The sequence below is a fragment of the Pseudomonas sp. B21-048 genome (genome assembly GCF_024748615.1).
Lineage (GTDB): Bacteria > Pseudomonadota > Gammaproteobacteria > Pseudomonadales > Pseudomonadaceae > Aquipseudomonas.
Genome location: NZ_CP087168.1, coordinates 765,610 through 781,503, shown reverse-complemented (window position 1 = coordinate 781,503; position 15,894 = coordinate 765,610). Strand labels below are relative to the sequence as shown.

Here is a 15,894-nt window from a genome sequence, read left to right as displayed (position 1 = left end):
CTCAAGCCCTGTGAGCCTGAAGCACCGAGGCATAATTGGCGACCGCCATGCCACCCATGTTGAACAATAGACCGAACTCGGGGTTCGGCACGGCCAGGCCGACAGGCTCGCCCGTCAACTGCCAAAAGGCCATAGCGTGCATCGATACCCCCGTGGCACCCACAGGATGCCCCTTGGCCTTGAGTCCGCCAGACAGGTTCACCGGCAAACGCCCGCCCGCCCGCACAATACCGTCATCCAGCGCTCGGTGCCCCTCGCCTTTGGGGACCAGGCCCATGGCTTCGTAGATCAGCAGTTCGGCAATGGTGAAACAGTCATGGACCTCTGCAAAACTCAGATCGCCCAAGGTGACATTAGCCCCGCGCAAAGCCGAATGGATCGCACGCCGTGGGCCTTCAAACGCGATGATGTCACGCTGGGTAATCGGCAGGAAATCGTTGACTTGAGCCACCGAGCGAATCAACACCTCACGACGAAACTGCCTGGCTCGCCTGGACGAGGCCAGCACAATGGCGGCAGCCCCATCGCTGATCAGCGAACAGTCGGTCAGACGCAGCGACTGCGCCACATACGGATTGGTTTTGGACACATTGTTGCAATGTTCGAAATCCATGACCCGGTGCATCTGCGCCAAGGGGTTGGCCATGGCGTTGGAGTGGTTTTTGGTGGCGATGGCGGCCATCGATGCCATCGGGCACTGGTAGCGGTCACGGTACTGTTGCGCAGCCAGGCCGAATAACTGCGGAAAACTCAGCCCGGCCTCTTGGGCGTCGTTCTGATAACCGGCACCGGCCAGGGCCTTGGTGACCTCGGCTGTAGAGTTGGAAGTCATCTTCTCGGCGCCCACGATCAACACCAGCTCAGCAGAGCCTGAGCGGATCGCATTGATCCCCGCGTGAATCGCCGCCGAGCCCGAGGCGCAGGCGTTTTCACAGCGGGTGGCAGGCTTGAAGCGCAAGCCTGCGTCGGCTTGCAGCATCAATGAAGCGGGAAAACCATCCGCAACCATCCCCGAATTGAAATGCCCGAGGAACAGGGCGTCGACTTCTGAGGCGTCGATGGCGGCATCCGCCAGGGCTTCGCGGGTAACCTGCACGATAAGGTCTTCCAGCGTAGAGCCGTCCAGACGACCAAAACGGGAGTGAGCGGCAGCGACGATGGAAACGGAATGGGGCATGGTGATTTTCTTCTGTGCTTGAATCAGGTATTCATTACAATGACCTACCGCCCGGATCACTCGCTAGTTAGTACAACTACGTACTCGCATAAGTAACCGCACTGACCCACGGTATCGTTAATAAGGGATTGTAAGTCGAGGCAGGATGCCCAATGACCGTCTTCGCAAAGCAACTCAAAGACCTTGAACGTCTGGCGTTCCAGGTGTCACCCGCCCCGCAGCTCATCACCGGCAACCGCGTGATGCTCGACTGCAACGAGGCATTTCTGGAGCTGTTCGGTTACTCTCGCGAGGAGCTTCTGGGTCATCTGACCCTGCTGATCTACCCCTCCCAGGCGGACTACAAGGCCATTGGCAACCGCAGTCAGAACTGGTTGCTCAACAGCCAGAGCGGCTCCTACTCCGATGAACGCTTCATGCAACATAAAAGCGGCGAGGTGTTCTGGGCCAGGTCCCACGGCTATACCCTGACTCTGGACGATCCGTTCAAACTGATGGTCTGGCACTTCGAACGCATGGACCGACCGCACCACGCGACGGTAAACCTCACGCCCCGCGAACGAGAAATTTCGATGCACATCGTCAATGGACTGACCTGCAAGGAAGTAGCAAAAAAACTGGCGATTTCCCACAGAACCGTGGAAGTCCATCGCGCACGCCTAATGAAAAAGCTACAGGCCAAGAACAGCGCGGAGCTGGTTTCGAAAATTATTGTTGTGAGTTGACGGGCAAGTACTTTCATATACGTGGAGAGGTCGAGATTCAAGGAAATACGTTCAGGGAACGTCCCGCGAAAGCCTCCAGTCGCGGCTATATGTGGCATGCAGCGGCCTTGCCTGACATGAATCGACCAAGTCCTGTCAGAGTCAGACGACGGCCTCGAAGTAATGAACTGACACAACACATCAACGTTTTCAGACGAAGAGAATGGACAGTGGGAAGTGCTTGGGCCAGCGCGCGGTGTAAGAATCGGGTGGCCTGCATGGGATCGGGATCTTGTTTTTGTGTGGTGCAATACAAGTTGCCGACCCATGTAGGTCTATTCATTTTCTAACCTCTTGATTTCTTGCGGGAAAAAGCGGGGTTTTCTCAAGGGCAAACCAGGTTTTATCGAAAATGCATTGCCGCTTTTCTCAGAAAAAACGTGGTCTGTCCCTGAGGGATCCCCACAAATCTACTCCAGAGCCTGCGCCTGTTGATGTACCTCGGCTCGCAACGCGCGCTCAAGTCTTTCCAAGGTTTTTCGAGAGTTTGAGCCGCGTCCGCTGCGCCAGTATTCCAAGCCCAGTCGCCACAGCGACAACACCCGCCGGCGTTTAAGGCTATTGCTTTGAAAACGATGTTCATGACCCGCTTCGCGGGCCTGCAACCCCGTTAAACAAATGATGTAGTTGGCCAAAGCGGAGATCAGTAAAAGCACTTCGATTCGGCGCGGACAGTGACTCCGATGGCGAGTCACGCCGACTCCAAAGTGCTCGTTTTTTACATCCCTGAAGCCTTCTTCTATCTGCATACGCTGCTTGTAAATGGCCACGATTCTCGATGGATTCCATTGTCAATCGAAAAGCCGCGTGCTGTAGCCGCTGCGGAAGTCAGCGCCGGCCCGCATAAATCCCTGAAGATCTATCGTGTGGTTGAGGCCGGCCCCATCATCGCCATATACGCCAGCCGGAGAAAACCAATTGGGCACCGACTTTCAATAGCCACCCAATGGATCCGAGGGCGCCAGCGGCTTGTACTCGCATTTCTCTCGTACGAAATGGGTCGGCACCGTCACCCTGGTCTCGAAGAAAGTGGCAAAATCGAAGTCCTCCAAACGGTAAGGCGCGACCAGCACGGACTCCTGGCCAGCACCGAGAAAAATCACTGGACGCTCGGGATCGACATTCGCGCATTCATGCCTTAGGTTGAAATCCAGCGCTTCTGCGATCAGGTAGACCTTTTCCGGAATGCGCGTATCGCTCAACTGATCGCTGGGCCAGCTCCAACCAAAAAACAGAATCACACCCGCCACCGCACTACACAGCATTGAGAAGAGGAAATCCCCAGTCATTTCGCCCACGCGCTGATGATAGACCCAACTAATGATGCGCAAAGCGTGCAGCGCCAATATCAGCGCCGCGATGATTAGCACGAAAGGCACTAGCAGTTTGAACAGCACAAGGCCAGTGGTCAGGATCAAGGTGATTGGCAAAGCGGAGGCGTCCACATGGAAGACGCCATTGATGTACCCCGCCGCTCTACCGCGCGCATAGAACACCACCCCAGAGAGGATAAGCGACAGCAAGAACTTGGTGATGGCGAAACTCCACAACGACCTCACCACCGACGAGCGCTCCACCAACACGCCGACGAAAATCAAACACAAACTCACACCCCACAGCCGAAATGCCAGGGTATGTTCGCGCACCCACGCCATGTCACTGGCAGCAGAACGCGTAATGGCCAAGATGACGCCGATTACGCCGATCACCACCATGGCGCGGAGCAAGTCATGGCGCTGCTTGTCCTGTTGGTCGCGGCGCTCGCTCAGCCAATCGGACAGTCTGCGCTGGATATCCTGCACGTGGTACTTCAACGACCTCGGGGATTTGCTGGACAGGTCCCGTTCGGAGCCGCTCAGCTCGTGATGAATGCGTTCGAGCCGCTGCTCAATTTCTTTAGTCATCTATCTTTCCAACTCCTGTCGGGAATAGTTCGTTTTGACCGGCAGAGCCGGCCTTTCTGGGAAAGCGCCGGCGCGCAGGATATTGGTGTGCGGCCCTCGGACGGAGAACTGCTGCCTGGCGGCTGGGTTTGCGCTATTGCTGACGCTGATTACCGATTGTCACTGGATCGGACGAAAGGATTGGGAGTTAGGCTTTGGCAACATCAATTCAAGCACACGGTGGAGGTGAGTTGAGGTTGTGATGCTGCCATGGAATGATCAGGAATAGGACACAATTGGATGATCATGCCGATACTGAATCATGGTCTTGCCCCGTTTTTCCTGCGTTTTTCAAGGCCCCGTTTTTCTCAGGTATCCGATGAGAGACAGGCGACTTCGGGGGCGGATTCGACGCCGACACCGACTTCGCTTTGGCGTCCCAGGAATAGAAAGACCACAGCGGCAGTGAACAGCGTGAACATCGCCAGCAGTTGCAACAAGGTGTTGAACCCTGCGGTATAGGCCGAGCGCAGTATCGTCAGCGAGATTTGCCTGGCGTCGGTGCTCGCGTGCTGGATATCACCCATTACCAGGCGTTGCGCGATCGTTGAATAGTCAACGGCGGACAGTTTGACCGAGTCACTGATGCTCAGATGGTGTGCGACCAGGGCCGTCAGCACCGCAACAGTGATTGCCAGAGCGACACCTTCGCTGGCCACCCGCGTCGTGTTGAAAATACCGGCGGCCATCCCCGCCCGTTCCTTGGGGATCACGCTGATCGATAAACCATCCATCAAACCCCAGGGCAGGCCGGTACCGATACCGGTCAGCAGCATGGCCGCGATGATCTGCGCGTGCGTGCCGACCGGGACCGCACTCAGCCAGTAGAGCCCGGCCGCTGCGATCACGAAGCCAATGGCGCAAAGTACGCCCGCCGACAACCAGCGAGTCAGCGACGCGGCAATCATGGGGACAATCAGCATCGGGGCGGAAAGTGCCAACATCATCAATCCCGCTTCAAAAGCGCTGGCACCTTCCACACCGATAAACCGAAACGGCAGCAATACGATCAAGACGATGTAGCAATAGCAGGTGCCGATCGGCAGGATCTGTACACCGACAAAGCGCGGAAACAGAAATAGCCCCAGTTCCAACATCGGATGTTTCGCCCGATTTTCAACAATGATGAACAGCAGCAAAAAGACCGCCGCCGCTCCAAACAGTGCATGGATGACCGGCGAACCCCAGCCCTGCTCAGGTGCCAGGATCACCGCTGTGGTGAAAGTGATCAACAGGCCGGAAAACGTCAGCACGCCAGGCGTATCCAGATGTTGTGCTTGCGGGTCGCGGCTTTCGCGCATTTTCGGCAGGCCAAATATTAAAGAAAGGATGGCGATCAGGGCGGTGCAAAGAAAAATTGCGCGCCAGCCCATGTACTCGATCAGCAATCCCGATAACAACGGACCGAAGGCCAGGCCAACCCCGAAAGTGGTGCCCAGAAGACTGAAAGCGCGCGTCCTGGCATGCCCATCAAACTCCTGCGCCAGTGCTGCCGAACCGCTGGCCAGGGCCGCTGCCGCGGCGATGCCCTGCACGCCACGCAACAGGTCCAGCCAGATAATATCAGGGACCACTGCCAACAGGATCGACACCAGCGCGAACAATGCCATGCCGCACATGAATAAACGCTTGCGTCCGTAGAGGTCCGCGAGGGCGCCGGCCGCCATCAGCAGGCTGCCGAAGCTGAGCATGAAGGCGTTAGTGATCCAGGCCAGTTCCGTGGGATGGGCATCAAAGGTTTGACCAATGAACGGCGTGGCCACTGCCCCGCCGGTAAAACTCATGGGCAATACCAAGGCTGCCAGGCAAATTGCAGCCAAGATGGAGTATCGGCCATGGGCCGGGAGCAGTTCGGTAGCTGAGTTCATTAAGTCACACCCTGCATGTCTATGAAGTATCCGTGCTGTCCAGGACGAGGCGCGCGATCGTTCGCACACTCTAGTTAGGATACAATCGAAGATAAACGGGCTTTTATTCCACTTATAATGAACTAAAAGGATGCAATTGTTTTGTGGACAGTCTTAGTGGTGTGATCTCATTCGTAAAAACCGCCGAGGCGCTCAGTTTCATCAGCGCCGCCAGGGCGTTGGGGATTTCAGCCTCGGCCGTGGGCAAAAACGTCGCCAAACTCGAGGCTTCGCTGAATGTGCGGTTATTGCACCGCAGCACCCGCAAAGTCAGCCTGACAGCGGAGGGACAATTGTTCTATGAACGCTGCCGAAAGATCCTCGACGATCTTCAAGATGCCCGGGCGATGCTTTCCCATGCCACACAGGAACCCCGTGGAAAGTTACGCGTCAGTTTGCCCACCATCGGTTATCGCTTTCTCTTGCCCCATATGTCGCGGTTTCGCAAAACCTATCCGGAGATCGAGCTGGAACTGGACTTCAACGACCAGTTGGTGGATGTGATCGATGAAGGCTTCGATGTAGTGATTCGCAGCGGCGTTCCGGCCGACTCCAAGCTGATGGCCCGACAGTTGGGGCCTTTTAAGTTTGTCCTGTGCGCATCGCCTGACTATCTTCAGCGTAAGGGACGGCCCGTCACTATCAGTGACCTCGAGCATCATGAGTGCTTGCGTTACCGATTTGTCACGACGGGTAAAATAATGGACTGGAGTATGTCGTCGGCCCCCCAGTTCACGCAGTTACGCCTGCCAACCGCCCTGACATTGAACAACATGGAAGCCATGCTGATGGCCATGGTGGATGGGCACGGTATCGCATTTGTCCCGGACTTCCTGGCGCGCGAAGCTATCGCCCAAGGGCGCCTGGAAACGGTGCTCGACGGTCACAGCGAAGATCAAGGGCAGTTCTGGGCATTGTGGCCGTCCAGTCGCCATCTTTCACCGAAAATCCGCGTATTCGTGGACTTTGCCGCCGAGCATCTATTTGCCATTCCTTCCACAGACAGCCCAGATGCAACGCGCTCATGAAGCTGTTTGTTTAGGACTGAACGCAGGTAAGGTTAAATACTCGGTTACGTCTACAAAATCCGACGTGGCTTAAACGGAAGCATTGCGATGGTAAAAGTAAAGGTAAACCAGCCCGACAGGTGCTATGAAAATTGAAAAAACCCAGCACATCATCATTGTCCAAAGCTTCACGAACAGCATAAATATTGCATTTACGAAGAAAACATTCTCTCCCATAACAAACCCGATAACCCGCTCGTAGACAAAACGCGAGTAAGGATAAAGCAGGGTGCAAACTGCAGTAAGAAATATCACATCAATTCGTATCGGCCCTTTACTTTGGACCATAAGCCAAACGCCAGCCGCAAAGAACAACGAGCCGAAGAATAGGTGGCGCAAGTAATACGGTGCGGAAAGCCCGCCGAAGGTTTTACGGATAAAGTCTTGCATCTGATTCCCTTGATAATTGGTGTGGCTTCCTGCCTACAGCACGATAAGAAGGCGCTGTACTGCAGATGGCCACGCAATGCTACTACTTGGCACCCTCACTATCCACCGCCAACTTCAGTTACCCCACCGGAAATATCGCAGGTGCCTTTTTTTGGATTTGAGCGGAAAGGAATGCTCTGAATACGAGACAGAACTGAATGCTATTTTCCAGAGGATGCAATGCGTACCGACTGGCGTCCCTTCATCAACCCCACTGCAAGTGCCGACAGAATCAGCGCAATCGAAATCCCTTCATTGAAATCAATCCTGTGCCCAAGCATCAGCATCGAACCTGCGATCCCAAACACCGGAATCAGCAAAGACAGCGGTGCCACTCTGGAAACCGGGTACTCGCGCAGCAGTAGATTCCAACCCCAATAGCAGAAATGCGTCGCCGCGTAGACTTGAAACAAAATCGAAAACACCGACACCCACTCAAGGTGCGTTGCCAAGGAGGTAAACGGAGCGGAACCGTGCGCCAGCCAAGTGAATACCAATAAGGGAATCGGCGGAAACAGGCTGGCCCATACCACAAAGGCGAACATTTCCCGGACTTTCGACCTCTTGATGATGACGTTGCCGACACTCCAACTAAAGGCACTCACCAACAACAAGCCATAACCGACTGTCGTCGCATGGCCGGGACTGCTGAAAATAGTGTTGATCAAGCCCAGCGCTGCGAGCCCCACTCCAAGGATTTGTCCAAGGCTCAGATGCTCGCGAAACAGCAACACTCCCCAACCCAAGGTAAAAAATGCACTGAACTGGATCAACAAGGCGGCAGTCCCTGGTGGAACACCAGTTCGATGCCCAGATTGATCAACGCCCACATCGCGACGCCGAAAATCAATCCATAGGCGGCCAACCACCCTATGGCAATCAGCGGGCGCCTGACAAAAAACACCCACGGCAATGCCGCCAACGTAAAGCGAAGCGCCGTCAGCAACAGCGGATCGATAGCGGCCAGGCCTAGTTTGGTGATGGGAAAGTTCAGGCTCCAGACAGCCGTCACCAAGACGGCCAGGGTGTTTTTTCTGCATGAAGTTCTATTTCCAGAAGACAGGGCGGGCAGCTGTATGAACCAACCAAATCATCACTATGAGCAATAGAGGTAATGGCTCGCTTGCACTACCAGGTCATAAAACATTAAATTCAGGCCATGCGCGAAACTGAAATAGATCCCTACGAAAACACACCCCGCGATGCAGTGGTGACGGCCAATGACTATCTGGATGGCCAGCGCTTTGCGCTGCATACGCATCAACGTGGGCAATTCGCCTACGCCGCTTGCGGCGTCATCACGGTATTCACGAGCCAGGGTAACTGGGTCGTGCCCCCACAAAGGGCCATCTGGGTACCGGCGGGAGTTCCTCATGAGATGAGCATGAGCGGGCCGGTCACCATGCTGAATACCTACATCCGTAACTGCGCGGCGGCTCGGCTCAGCCTGCCTGCGCACTGCCAGGTCTTCGGCGTGTCGGCACTGCTTCGGCAGCTACTGATCCGCGCCATAGACGTTCCGGCACTGTATGCCAAGGAGCATCTGGACGGTCATCTGATGACATTGCTGCTTCACGAAATAGCAGGTATGTCGCCCCTATCGCTTAATGCACCTCTTCCGGTTGAGCCAAGGTTGGCACACGCCTGCCGCAACCTGCTGGAACAACCTTCGCTGGAGACAGGGATTGATGATATGACCCGGCAGGTCGGGATGAGCCGCCGCACATTCACCCGTCTATTTCGCCAACAAACCGGTATCAGCTTTGTCGAATGGCGCCAGCAGGCATGTCTATTGGCGGCCGTGGTGCGTTTGGGTAACGGGGAGGCAATTACGCGGGTGGCGACTGACCTGGGCTATAGCAGCCCAAGTGCCTTCACCAGTGTTTTCCGTCGAATATTGGGTGAGGCGCCCAGTCGGTATTTTCCAAAAGAAGGGTTTTGAAGCATCGCTATTGAAACCAAGCGCTTTGATCTGTGAAATACTCTGCCCCTGTTTAGTCCTGAAAATAGATCAGAACGTGTAAAGCTTATTCAAGATGGGACATGCTCCTTTTACACGTTCTTTACTGCACTCAATAGCTTCCAGCCCCAACGTCAGCAACGGATAGCCAAGACGCAATAACACAATTAAGAGCCTCATCGCTGGTGCGAGCCTGCAGTTCAACAATTGCCCTTCTTGCATCAGCAATCAACCAACCCGTCGAGTTCAATGTCAGCCATGCATAGTCCAGACGACCCGCCGACATGAAACCTTCGAATAGCGTCGTTTTTTCCTGAGCCGGGTCAAACCAGCCAGGCAAGTTTGAGCCGTCCTCTGGGACTGTCATATTTCTGTTTAGAATCTCAAAGGAACAGCTAGTTTCCCACCAGTTTCCATTGCTGAACTCATTGGGAAACCCTCCCATATAGGGAGTACCGTCACAGGAGATACAGTCGAAGGGAGTTAATGTTTTAAATAGCTCTGCTTTGGGAAAACCCTTGGGGTCATCACCCGTTTTCAAGGAGACTGCATCAAGCTCCGACAAGCTCTCAAGTCCCACCCTCGCGGCGAACTGTTCAAGACCTAACGTCACCCCATCATCCAGACTGATCGCCATCATCGCAACGACTCCAAACAGTTGTGAAGAAGTCCTGGCGATCTCAGTCGTCATACGATCGGAGCTTATGTACATTTTTACAAAGCAAGGTTCCCGCTCCACGAACCAGTGCTTCCAATACCCAATATAGGTAGGGCGAGAGCCGTCACTCCAGATTGGGATCAGCGCAGGCGGGAAACCAAACCATTGAGCAGGAGCCTCCAAAGTGCAAACGGGTGGCCTGATTTTTCCGGCAGCACACGCGACCACCGCCTCCGGCAGATTCAGAGCTTTAAGCGCGTTTTCAAAGTTCATGTTTTCACCGGCGCCAGAGGAGTGGACCATTCAGGAATTTCTAGGCTCCCCCGTACATTTAGTTTCTCAAGTCGAACTCAAAGGCCCGGTACGTTCGCGACGGGAATACGTTCCTGTGGCTGAGTGACATCGTAAACATGCTGCTCACAACCTGCCCCAATGATCACAAACTCCACCTGGTAAACCTTTTGCTTCTCGGGTATGAAGCTGGAACTCATAGGGCCGCAGGCATAAACAATTTTCTTGGCGTAGCGGTAGTAGTTCGAGTCGTAGACCCGAGATTCACCGATCACTTCAATCGCCTGCCCGGAATCAGCCTGCACTTCCAGCTGGGGGAAGCGTTTTACGGTGGCACTGTTGGCAACCTCGTTCATTTTGGCGATCCAACCGAATACTTTGCCACGACCGGAGTCGACCACGGTTCCCAAGACCTCGGCACGCTGATCCGCATCGGAACTGCGCCGTATGGAGAATTGTACCGGGTGGGGGAACCCTGTCGCCTTCATGATGATCTTGGCGTGGTCCGCGTCAGCGACGACCTTGGTTTGCTCCAACTGAACCCCGTCCTTGAGCAGGCTTGGAGAGGAGTCCCTGACGTTTGAGTGACAGCCTGCCAGAGCCACGGCTAAAACTAAAAATGTGGTCTTTTTCATGATTACGTCCCTGCAAAACTTGAATGACCGCAGACCATCGAAATACTTTCGACAAAAGCGGAATTTAGTGACTACTTTCAAAAAAACGGTGCCTAACATTGGGCAATATCTAACCTGAACGTCCCAGCAACCTTGCTCACCATCGAGGCTTGGCGCCTGGATCAGACTTTCCTTAAGAAAAATGACTTTAACGCGTTATCTAACGCAGCGTTTGCCCTGTTGAAATGCACTTCTCGACTTCGGTCAAAATCAGCCGGGTTCATCGTCGTCTCAAATGACACACTATAGGCCGTCGGTTTTTCCGTAACCGACCCATTAACCCCACCTAGTTACGGATGGGATAACGGTTTACCGTGGCATTTCCGGTGAGCAGTACCACGGCAATAGTGCTTCGTAGTCAGCTACCGACTGCGCATGCGGCAGTCGCTCCAGTACGTGGCGCAGCCACGTATAAGGCTCTTGGCCGTTGACCTTGGCAGTTTCGACCAAACTATAGATCTGCGCACTGGCCGTCGCGCCTTTGGGCGTGTCGCTGAACAGCCAAGCCTTGCGACCGATCACAAACGGCTTTATTGCGCGCTCTGCCGGGTTGTTGTCGCTGTACTTTCTGAGCGTCCACGAACTTGCGCCGCACATGGGCCATGCAAGCCAACCGCTCGACACCGGGCTGCAACGCCAAGGCGTTATAGCCAGCGTAATCGTCGGTCATCACGTAACCGCGGTAACTTTCCAGCAGGCGCAGGGGTACCTCCTGCGCACGGCTGGTGGTGTAGTCAAACAGCACGACTTTTCGATGGGGCGGCCCGCTGGCCTGCACCCACATCCAGGACTGGCTGGTCGGGTCTCGATCCGGTTCTTTAAGTACCTGGACGCGGGTTTCATCGCAGTGGATGAACGGGCTTTCCAGCAGCCGATCCCGCATCAGGTTCAGCAGCGGTTGCAGGTGCTCGCCGCACTGGATCACCCAGCGCGCCAATGTCTGGCGGGGTATCTCGATGCCATGCCGACTCAGCACCGTCTCGAAGCGATGCAGCGGCAAGCCGTCGACATACTTGGTGGTTAGCAGCATCGCCAACACGCTCGGGCTGGCCATGCTCTTTTCGATTAACTGTGCAGGTTTGTCAGCTGTGGCTGGAGCGGTTTCGCAACCACGGCAACCGTAAACTTTACGGATGCGCAACGCCCAGGCATTGGTTGATATAAGGCTTGAGCAGCCGTTGACGCTCCCCCTCGGACAATGCATCGGCGCCCTTGAGCTCGATGGTCTTGACCGGAAAACAACGACTGTCGGTCGGCGCGGCAGGCGCTGCGGGAGCGGCGGATTTGCCTGGCAGTTCCTTGAGCTCTTCAAGTCGCCGACGCTGCTCTTCGAGCAAGCGATCCTGACGCTCACGGATCAGGTCCGTATCACCGGGAGTGGGCGCAGCGTAAGCGAGCATTAGCGGAGAAAGGCACAGCAAAGCCAGGCACAACCTCGCCCAATGGGCGGGTGAGAACATGTTCGATCCCTCGATACGGAAATGACAGCACGCTCGCGAGCAGACAAAGCGCCGAATATTGGCCTTTTAATCCTGATTTCGAGGAACGCCGACCCAGGCGTACTCCGAACAATACTCACGCGGCTGATGCGCAAAACACGCGCACACCAGACCCTGCATGTCGCTTTCGGTTCAAGAGTGCAGAAATTTTTCTACTCAAAAAAAGGACGGATCCCACAGGACGCGTCAGAAACCACAACAGATAAACACCTTCGCCAGACCTGCGCAGGGCAGATCTTTTCAGACGCAGAGTCGCCACGCTTTTGCCCACGCGTGAAAAGGCTTTCGCTGACGGATTTGAGCCACGTTCTCCTGGGAAATTTCCCGCAATCCGTAGCGACTTCATGAACTGGCGAGCAACCTTTCTGGACGATAGGCTTCATTCTTCGCTACAAACCCTGCGGACGGTTTTGACAAGCCGAAACATCGTAAGGGTCCCTAAACCAATGGAACGCCCTTATGAAAAAGATCACCCGAATCCCACTTGAAAATCCGGCCGACTCACAGCCTGAAACCCTCGACCCAACCCAACGGCCCAAAGCCACCGAACGCGCCGTCAGCGCCCGCCCGCGCAACCCGAACAGGAACATCTTCAGCGTCCGCCCCGACGTCGACACGACCACCCTGCTCGCTCATGCCAGCGAAACCCTGGCCTCTCTCAACGTCATGACTTTGGACTTTGCCTACCAGCTCGAAGGCCCGCAGCGCAATGTGGCGCTGGCGCTTCAGCAGTTGACCATGTTGACCGAGCTTTTGGTCAACCGAGCGCGGGATAATCTCGATCCGAATGGGTCGGTGGCCGTGGACCAACCTCCCGTCTTTCACTGAGTAATTGCGCTTGTAGAAAAGCAAAAATGGGCGGCCTTATCGAGGTCGCCCATTTTTGTTGATGCCGCAAACCATTAGCCGGTTGGGTTTTGAGTGTGAATGCATGCCCTTGTCTCTACAGGAGCCCGTGAAAATGAATGGCTACCCAAAAGTCAGTACAAATGGCGCCGCCGCTTTTTGAATGGCACTGACCACATGAGGTGCCTGCTCTCGATGCTGGGGATAGCGCTCCAACACCACTTCCAACGCAGCCAGCAGTGTCTGGATACGCTCCTTCGGATGTGTGACTTCACATGAAATCCTGCGCGCTGGTGAGGATTCGACCGCTGCTCCCTTCAGGGGTACTGACTTTGAGCGAAGTCATTTTCATTAGAACAGCTCACCAAGTTCTTCCAGGGTCGGCATGGCTGCGGGAATGACAGAAAACTCGCAATCCAGAGCACCTAACACCCGCGCATAAGCACTCATGCTCACAGAAAGAGTGCCCTTTTCTACTGCGATGACTTTCTGTCGAGTCAGCCCGGCGAGTTCGGCAAGTTTTGCTTGCGTCAGGCCACGATTCATACGTTTTTCGCGTATTTGTTTACCTAAGCGATAGATCAACAAAGAATAATCCATGTTCCGTTACCGCGACATTGATATGTAAATGTACCGTATACATAACATCAATGCGACCCCAGCGTACGTCGCGCACTCAGAGGCCGAATGGTGGCGGCTTCATTTACCTTAAACAGCTGAGGTACTGGACACGCCGGAGGGCAGCCATCCGGATGAATTTTTCTTCACCCCACCGCCTCTCTCCAACCTGTACATTCCTCTCGCTCATTCAAGAAACTACGGTTTGCCCGCCTCCCGCGGGCTTTTTTTTGCTTGCCGTTTTGTTAGCAGTCATTGGGAAGGTACTCAAGACCATGAAGGCGGGGCGTCAGGCTTACTACTTTGTGACCCTGTAAACGGCTCACCGACAGGTGTCGCAGCTTTCTGCAATACGGGCAGCTCCAGCCGCGCTCGCCCATAGAACGCCAATGCCGTCAGCAAACATGCCAGCCACACGAAGATTCCGGCCCAGAAGGTATGGGACATGTAGTGCCAACCCTGTAGAACCCGCGTTGTGCCGTAGATGAAACCCAGCAGCAGCGAGCCGTGCATCAGCGCCTTGGAATACCGCCAGCGGTAGCGACGCGCCACGAAGTACAGCGCGAGCATGGTGAAGCCGCCCGACGCATGTCCACCTGGCCAGCAGCGACCGTCGCCGGCGACTTTCAGCAGGTCGAAATTCTGGTACCACTCCTTGTGTTCGATTTTCCCGGCGTATTGAGTCGTTTCGACTGGGCAATACACACTGGTGTGGCCTTTGAGATAGTGGATAACGCCAGTGCTGATGGAAAACGCGAACACCACATAGAGGAAATCTCGACGGTGTTTGCTGGCAAACCGAAGCACTGGCGCGACGTTGATTTTTTCCAGGAATGCGATGATTTTCGAATGCTTTTCAGCCTTTAGTCGCGGCCAGAGAAACGACAGCAAAGCGCCGATGATCGCAACTTCACCGGTCCAGTTCGGAATGATCCGTGCCCATTTATGGGTGATCTTCTCGAACAGATGGACATGATCCAACGGAAACACCCGGGTGGCCGGATCATAAAAAAGATCGCTGAAAGCGATGTCGATTTTAGTCAGGTCAAACAGCAGGAACACCACGACAGCACAGGCCAGCGGGATACCGAAGTTCGCCCAGTAAAAGCGGTAACGGGAAGAAGTCAGCATCGTATGTCCTGATTCAAAGGGAGGATGAAACTCATTGGGTGATTACCGAACGCCAGTCAGAAGCCTCGATGAAGCCGAGCATACGCGGCGCCTGAGGTTCTTCAGCGGAGATAAACAGGGAGGCGCCGTAGCCGAGGGTAGAGGATGGCAGCTTGAGGTCTTTTTCCAGTTGCGCCATGCATTCGCTGTGGGTCACCAGTATCAGGTTGCGTCCGGCCACCTTGTGCGCCAGCGCATCGCGCAGCATGCTGCCCCTGCAGCGGATCAACCAGTCCTCACCGACGCTGACTTTGTTGAACATGTAACCGGCGGTTTGCGCCGTACGCATCATCGGGCTGTTATAGATGTCGGCCTGGTTCAGACCCAAATGCTCGAATTGCGCGCCGACACTCACCGCCACGCTACGGGAGCGATCGGTGATGCCGTCATTGCCGCTCAGGCAGGCAGCCGTGGAGTGATCGCAGCGTTCGACATGGCGGACCAGCACGATCATGTCGCCCCTGGCCCAACCAGTCACCAACGCCCGGGCACCCGTCACATTGCCATGGGCCAGGTCCGGGACGGCAGCAGGCCGCAACAGCCATAGGGTCAGTGGAATCACCAACAGCGCCGAGGCCAGCACGACCCCTATATTTCGATAACGGGCCAAACGGCTCAGATCAATCGAGCGTTTTATCCCGAACAGACTCAGTCTCAATTCCACATCAAGCCGCCTTGCCGGCATGGCATCCCATTCATTCGATCGCGAGGGTAAAGAGGCGCACGTCGGTAGCCGGTGAAACCCATGTGAAAAAAAGCTTAAGACCCGTCCAAAAAATGTTGTTACAGAATCGCTCCAACAAAATCCTTTCAGCTCACGCGATTGCTGCCGATATAGACCTGTTACCCCTTGCTGGCTCTTAAAACAACAATCTTCCAGCCAACCGACGA

13 protein-coding genes and 5 pseudogenes are annotated in these 15,894 nt (G+C 55.1%); 5 read left to right on the top strand and 13 right to left on the bottom strand.

From position 1 onward, the window contains the following. Position 1: 1 nt before the first annotated feature. Positions 2–1,177, bottom strand: a complete 1,176-nt coding sequence (locus LOY56_RS03480; protein ID WP_258619927.1) for an acetyl-CoA acetyltransferase — start codon at positions 1,175–1,177, stop codon at positions 2–4. A 152-nt stretch (positions 1,178–1,329) separates the two neighbouring features. On the opposite strand from LOY56_RS03480, the gene LOY56_RS03475 reads away from it, so the two are divergent. Continuing rightward, on the top strand, positions 1,330–1,902 hold the full coding sequence (locus tag LOY56_RS03475; protein ID WP_258619926.1) for a LuxR C-terminal-related transcriptional regulator: 573 nt from the start codon (positions 1,330–1,332) through the stop codon (positions 1,900–1,902). 449 nt (positions 1,903–2,351) lie between these two features. Here the strand turns inward: LOY56_RS03475 and LOY56_RS03470 are convergent. Together LOY56_RS03470 and LOY56_RS03465 are read right to left on the bottom strand one after the other, a co-directional pair. Beyond that, positions 2,352–2,732, bottom strand: a pseudogene (locus LOY56_RS03470) (transposase); the annotation flags it as partial. Between the two features lie 141 nt (positions 2,733–2,873). Further along, positions 2,874–3,845 (bottom strand): hypothetical protein, encoded by a 972-nt coding sequence (locus LOY56_RS03465; protein ID WP_258619924.1) that lies wholly within the window; start codon positions 3,843–3,845, stop codon positions 2,874–2,876. Positions 3,846–3,921: 76 nt separating this feature from the next. Here LOY56_RS03465 and LOY56_RS03460 point away from each other — a divergent pair. Then, positions 3,922–4,079, top strand: a pseudogene (locus LOY56_RS03460) (hydrolase); the annotation flags it as partial. 113 nt (positions 4,080–4,192) lie between these two features. On the opposite strand, the gene LOY56_RS03455 reads toward LOY56_RS03460, so the two are convergent. Next, the gene (locus LOY56_RS03455) at positions 4,193–5,752 is read right to left on the bottom strand and encodes an MFS transporter (RefSeq protein ID WP_258619921.1); all 1,560 of its coding nucleotides are present in this window, start codon (positions 5,750–5,752) and stop codon (positions 4,193–4,195) included. A gap of 143 nt (positions 5,753–5,895) precedes the next feature. Here LOY56_RS03455 and LOY56_RS03450 point away from each other — a divergent pair, with 143 nt between their 5' ends. Then, positions 5,896–6,819: a LysR family transcriptional regulator gene (locus LOY56_RS03450; RefSeq protein ID WP_258619920.1), complete on the top strand. Its 924-nt coding sequence runs from the start codon at positions 5,896–5,898 to the stop codon at positions 6,817–6,819. A gap of 69 nt (positions 6,820–6,888) precedes the next feature. Here LOY56_RS03450 and LOY56_RS03445 read toward each other — a convergent pair whose 3' ends face one another. Together LOY56_RS03445 and LOY56_RS03440 are read right to left on the bottom strand one after the other, a co-directional pair. After that, the gene (locus LOY56_RS03445) at positions 6,889–7,248 is read right to left on the bottom strand and encodes a hypothetical protein (protein WP_258619919.1); all 360 of its coding nucleotides are present in this window, start codon (positions 7,246–7,248) and stop codon (positions 6,889–6,891) included. 200 nt (positions 7,249–7,448) lie between these two features. After that, positions 7,449–8,311 (bottom strand): annotated as a pseudogene (locus tag LOY56_RS03440) (EamA family transporter). 135 nt (positions 8,312–8,446) lie between these two features. On the opposite strand from LOY56_RS03440, the gene LOY56_RS03435 reads away from it, so the two are divergent. Next, the gene (locus tag LOY56_RS03435) at positions 8,447–9,229 is read left to right on the top strand and encodes a helix-turn-helix domain-containing protein (RefSeq protein ID WP_258619918.1); all 783 of its coding nucleotides are present in this window, start codon (positions 8,447–8,449) and stop codon (positions 9,227–9,229) included. Positions 9,230–9,359: 130 nt separating this feature from the next. Here LOY56_RS03435 and LOY56_RS03430 read toward each other — a convergent pair whose 3' ends face one another. The 4 genes and pseudogenes from LOY56_RS03430 to LOY56_RS03415 form a co-directional block, all read right to left on the bottom strand. Continuing rightward, positions 9,360–10,178, bottom strand: a complete 819-nt coding sequence (locus LOY56_RS03430; RefSeq protein ID WP_258619916.1) for a hypothetical protein — start codon at positions 10,176–10,178, stop codon at positions 9,360–9,362. Positions 10,179–10,255: 77 nt separating this feature from the next. After that, the gene (locus tag LOY56_RS03425) at positions 10,256–10,831 is read right to left on the bottom strand and encodes a hypothetical protein (protein WP_258619914.1); all 576 of its coding nucleotides are present in this window, start codon (positions 10,829–10,831) and stop codon (positions 10,256–10,258) included. A gap of 348 nt (positions 10,832–11,179) precedes the next feature. Continuing rightward, positions 11,180–12,005 (bottom strand): annotated as a pseudogene (gene tnpC, locus LOY56_RS03420) (IS66 family transposase); the annotation flags it as partial. Positions 12,006–12,009: 4 nt separating this feature from the next. Then, positions 12,010–12,330 (bottom strand): annotated as a pseudogene (locus LOY56_RS03415) (ShlB/FhaC/HecB family hemolysin secretion/activation protein); the annotation flags it as partial. 498 nt (positions 12,331–12,828) lie between these two features. Between LOY56_RS03415 and LOY56_RS03410 the strand changes: the two are divergent. Beyond that, the gene (locus LOY56_RS03410) at positions 12,829–13,197 is read left to right on the top strand and encodes a DUF6124 family protein (RefSeq protein WP_258619912.1); all 369 of its coding nucleotides are present in this window, start codon (positions 12,829–12,831) and stop codon (positions 13,195–13,197) included. Positions 13,198–13,566: 369 nt separating this feature from the next. On the opposite strand, the gene LOY56_RS03405 is transcribed toward LOY56_RS03410, so the two are convergent. From LOY56_RS03405 to LOY56_RS03395, 3 genes are all read right to left on the bottom strand, one after another. Beyond that, entirely contained in the window at positions 13,567–13,815 is a 249-nt protein-coding gene (locus LOY56_RS03405) for a helix-turn-helix transcriptional regulator (protein ID WP_258619910.1), read from the bottom strand. Between the two features lie 285 nt (positions 13,816–14,100). Then, entirely contained in the window at positions 14,101–14,964 is an 864-nt protein-coding gene (locus tag LOY56_RS03400) for a phosphatase PAP2 family protein (RefSeq protein WP_258619909.1), read from the bottom strand. A gap of 31 nt (positions 14,965–14,995) precedes the next feature. Then, positions 14,996–15,667 carry a histidine phosphatase family protein gene (locus tag LOY56_RS03395; RefSeq protein ID WP_258619906.1) on the bottom strand — a complete coding sequence of 224 codons (672 nt, stop codon included), beginning with the start codon at positions 15,665–15,667 and terminating at the stop codon, positions 14,996–14,998. Between the last annotated feature and the right edge of the window lie 227 nt (positions 15,668–15,894).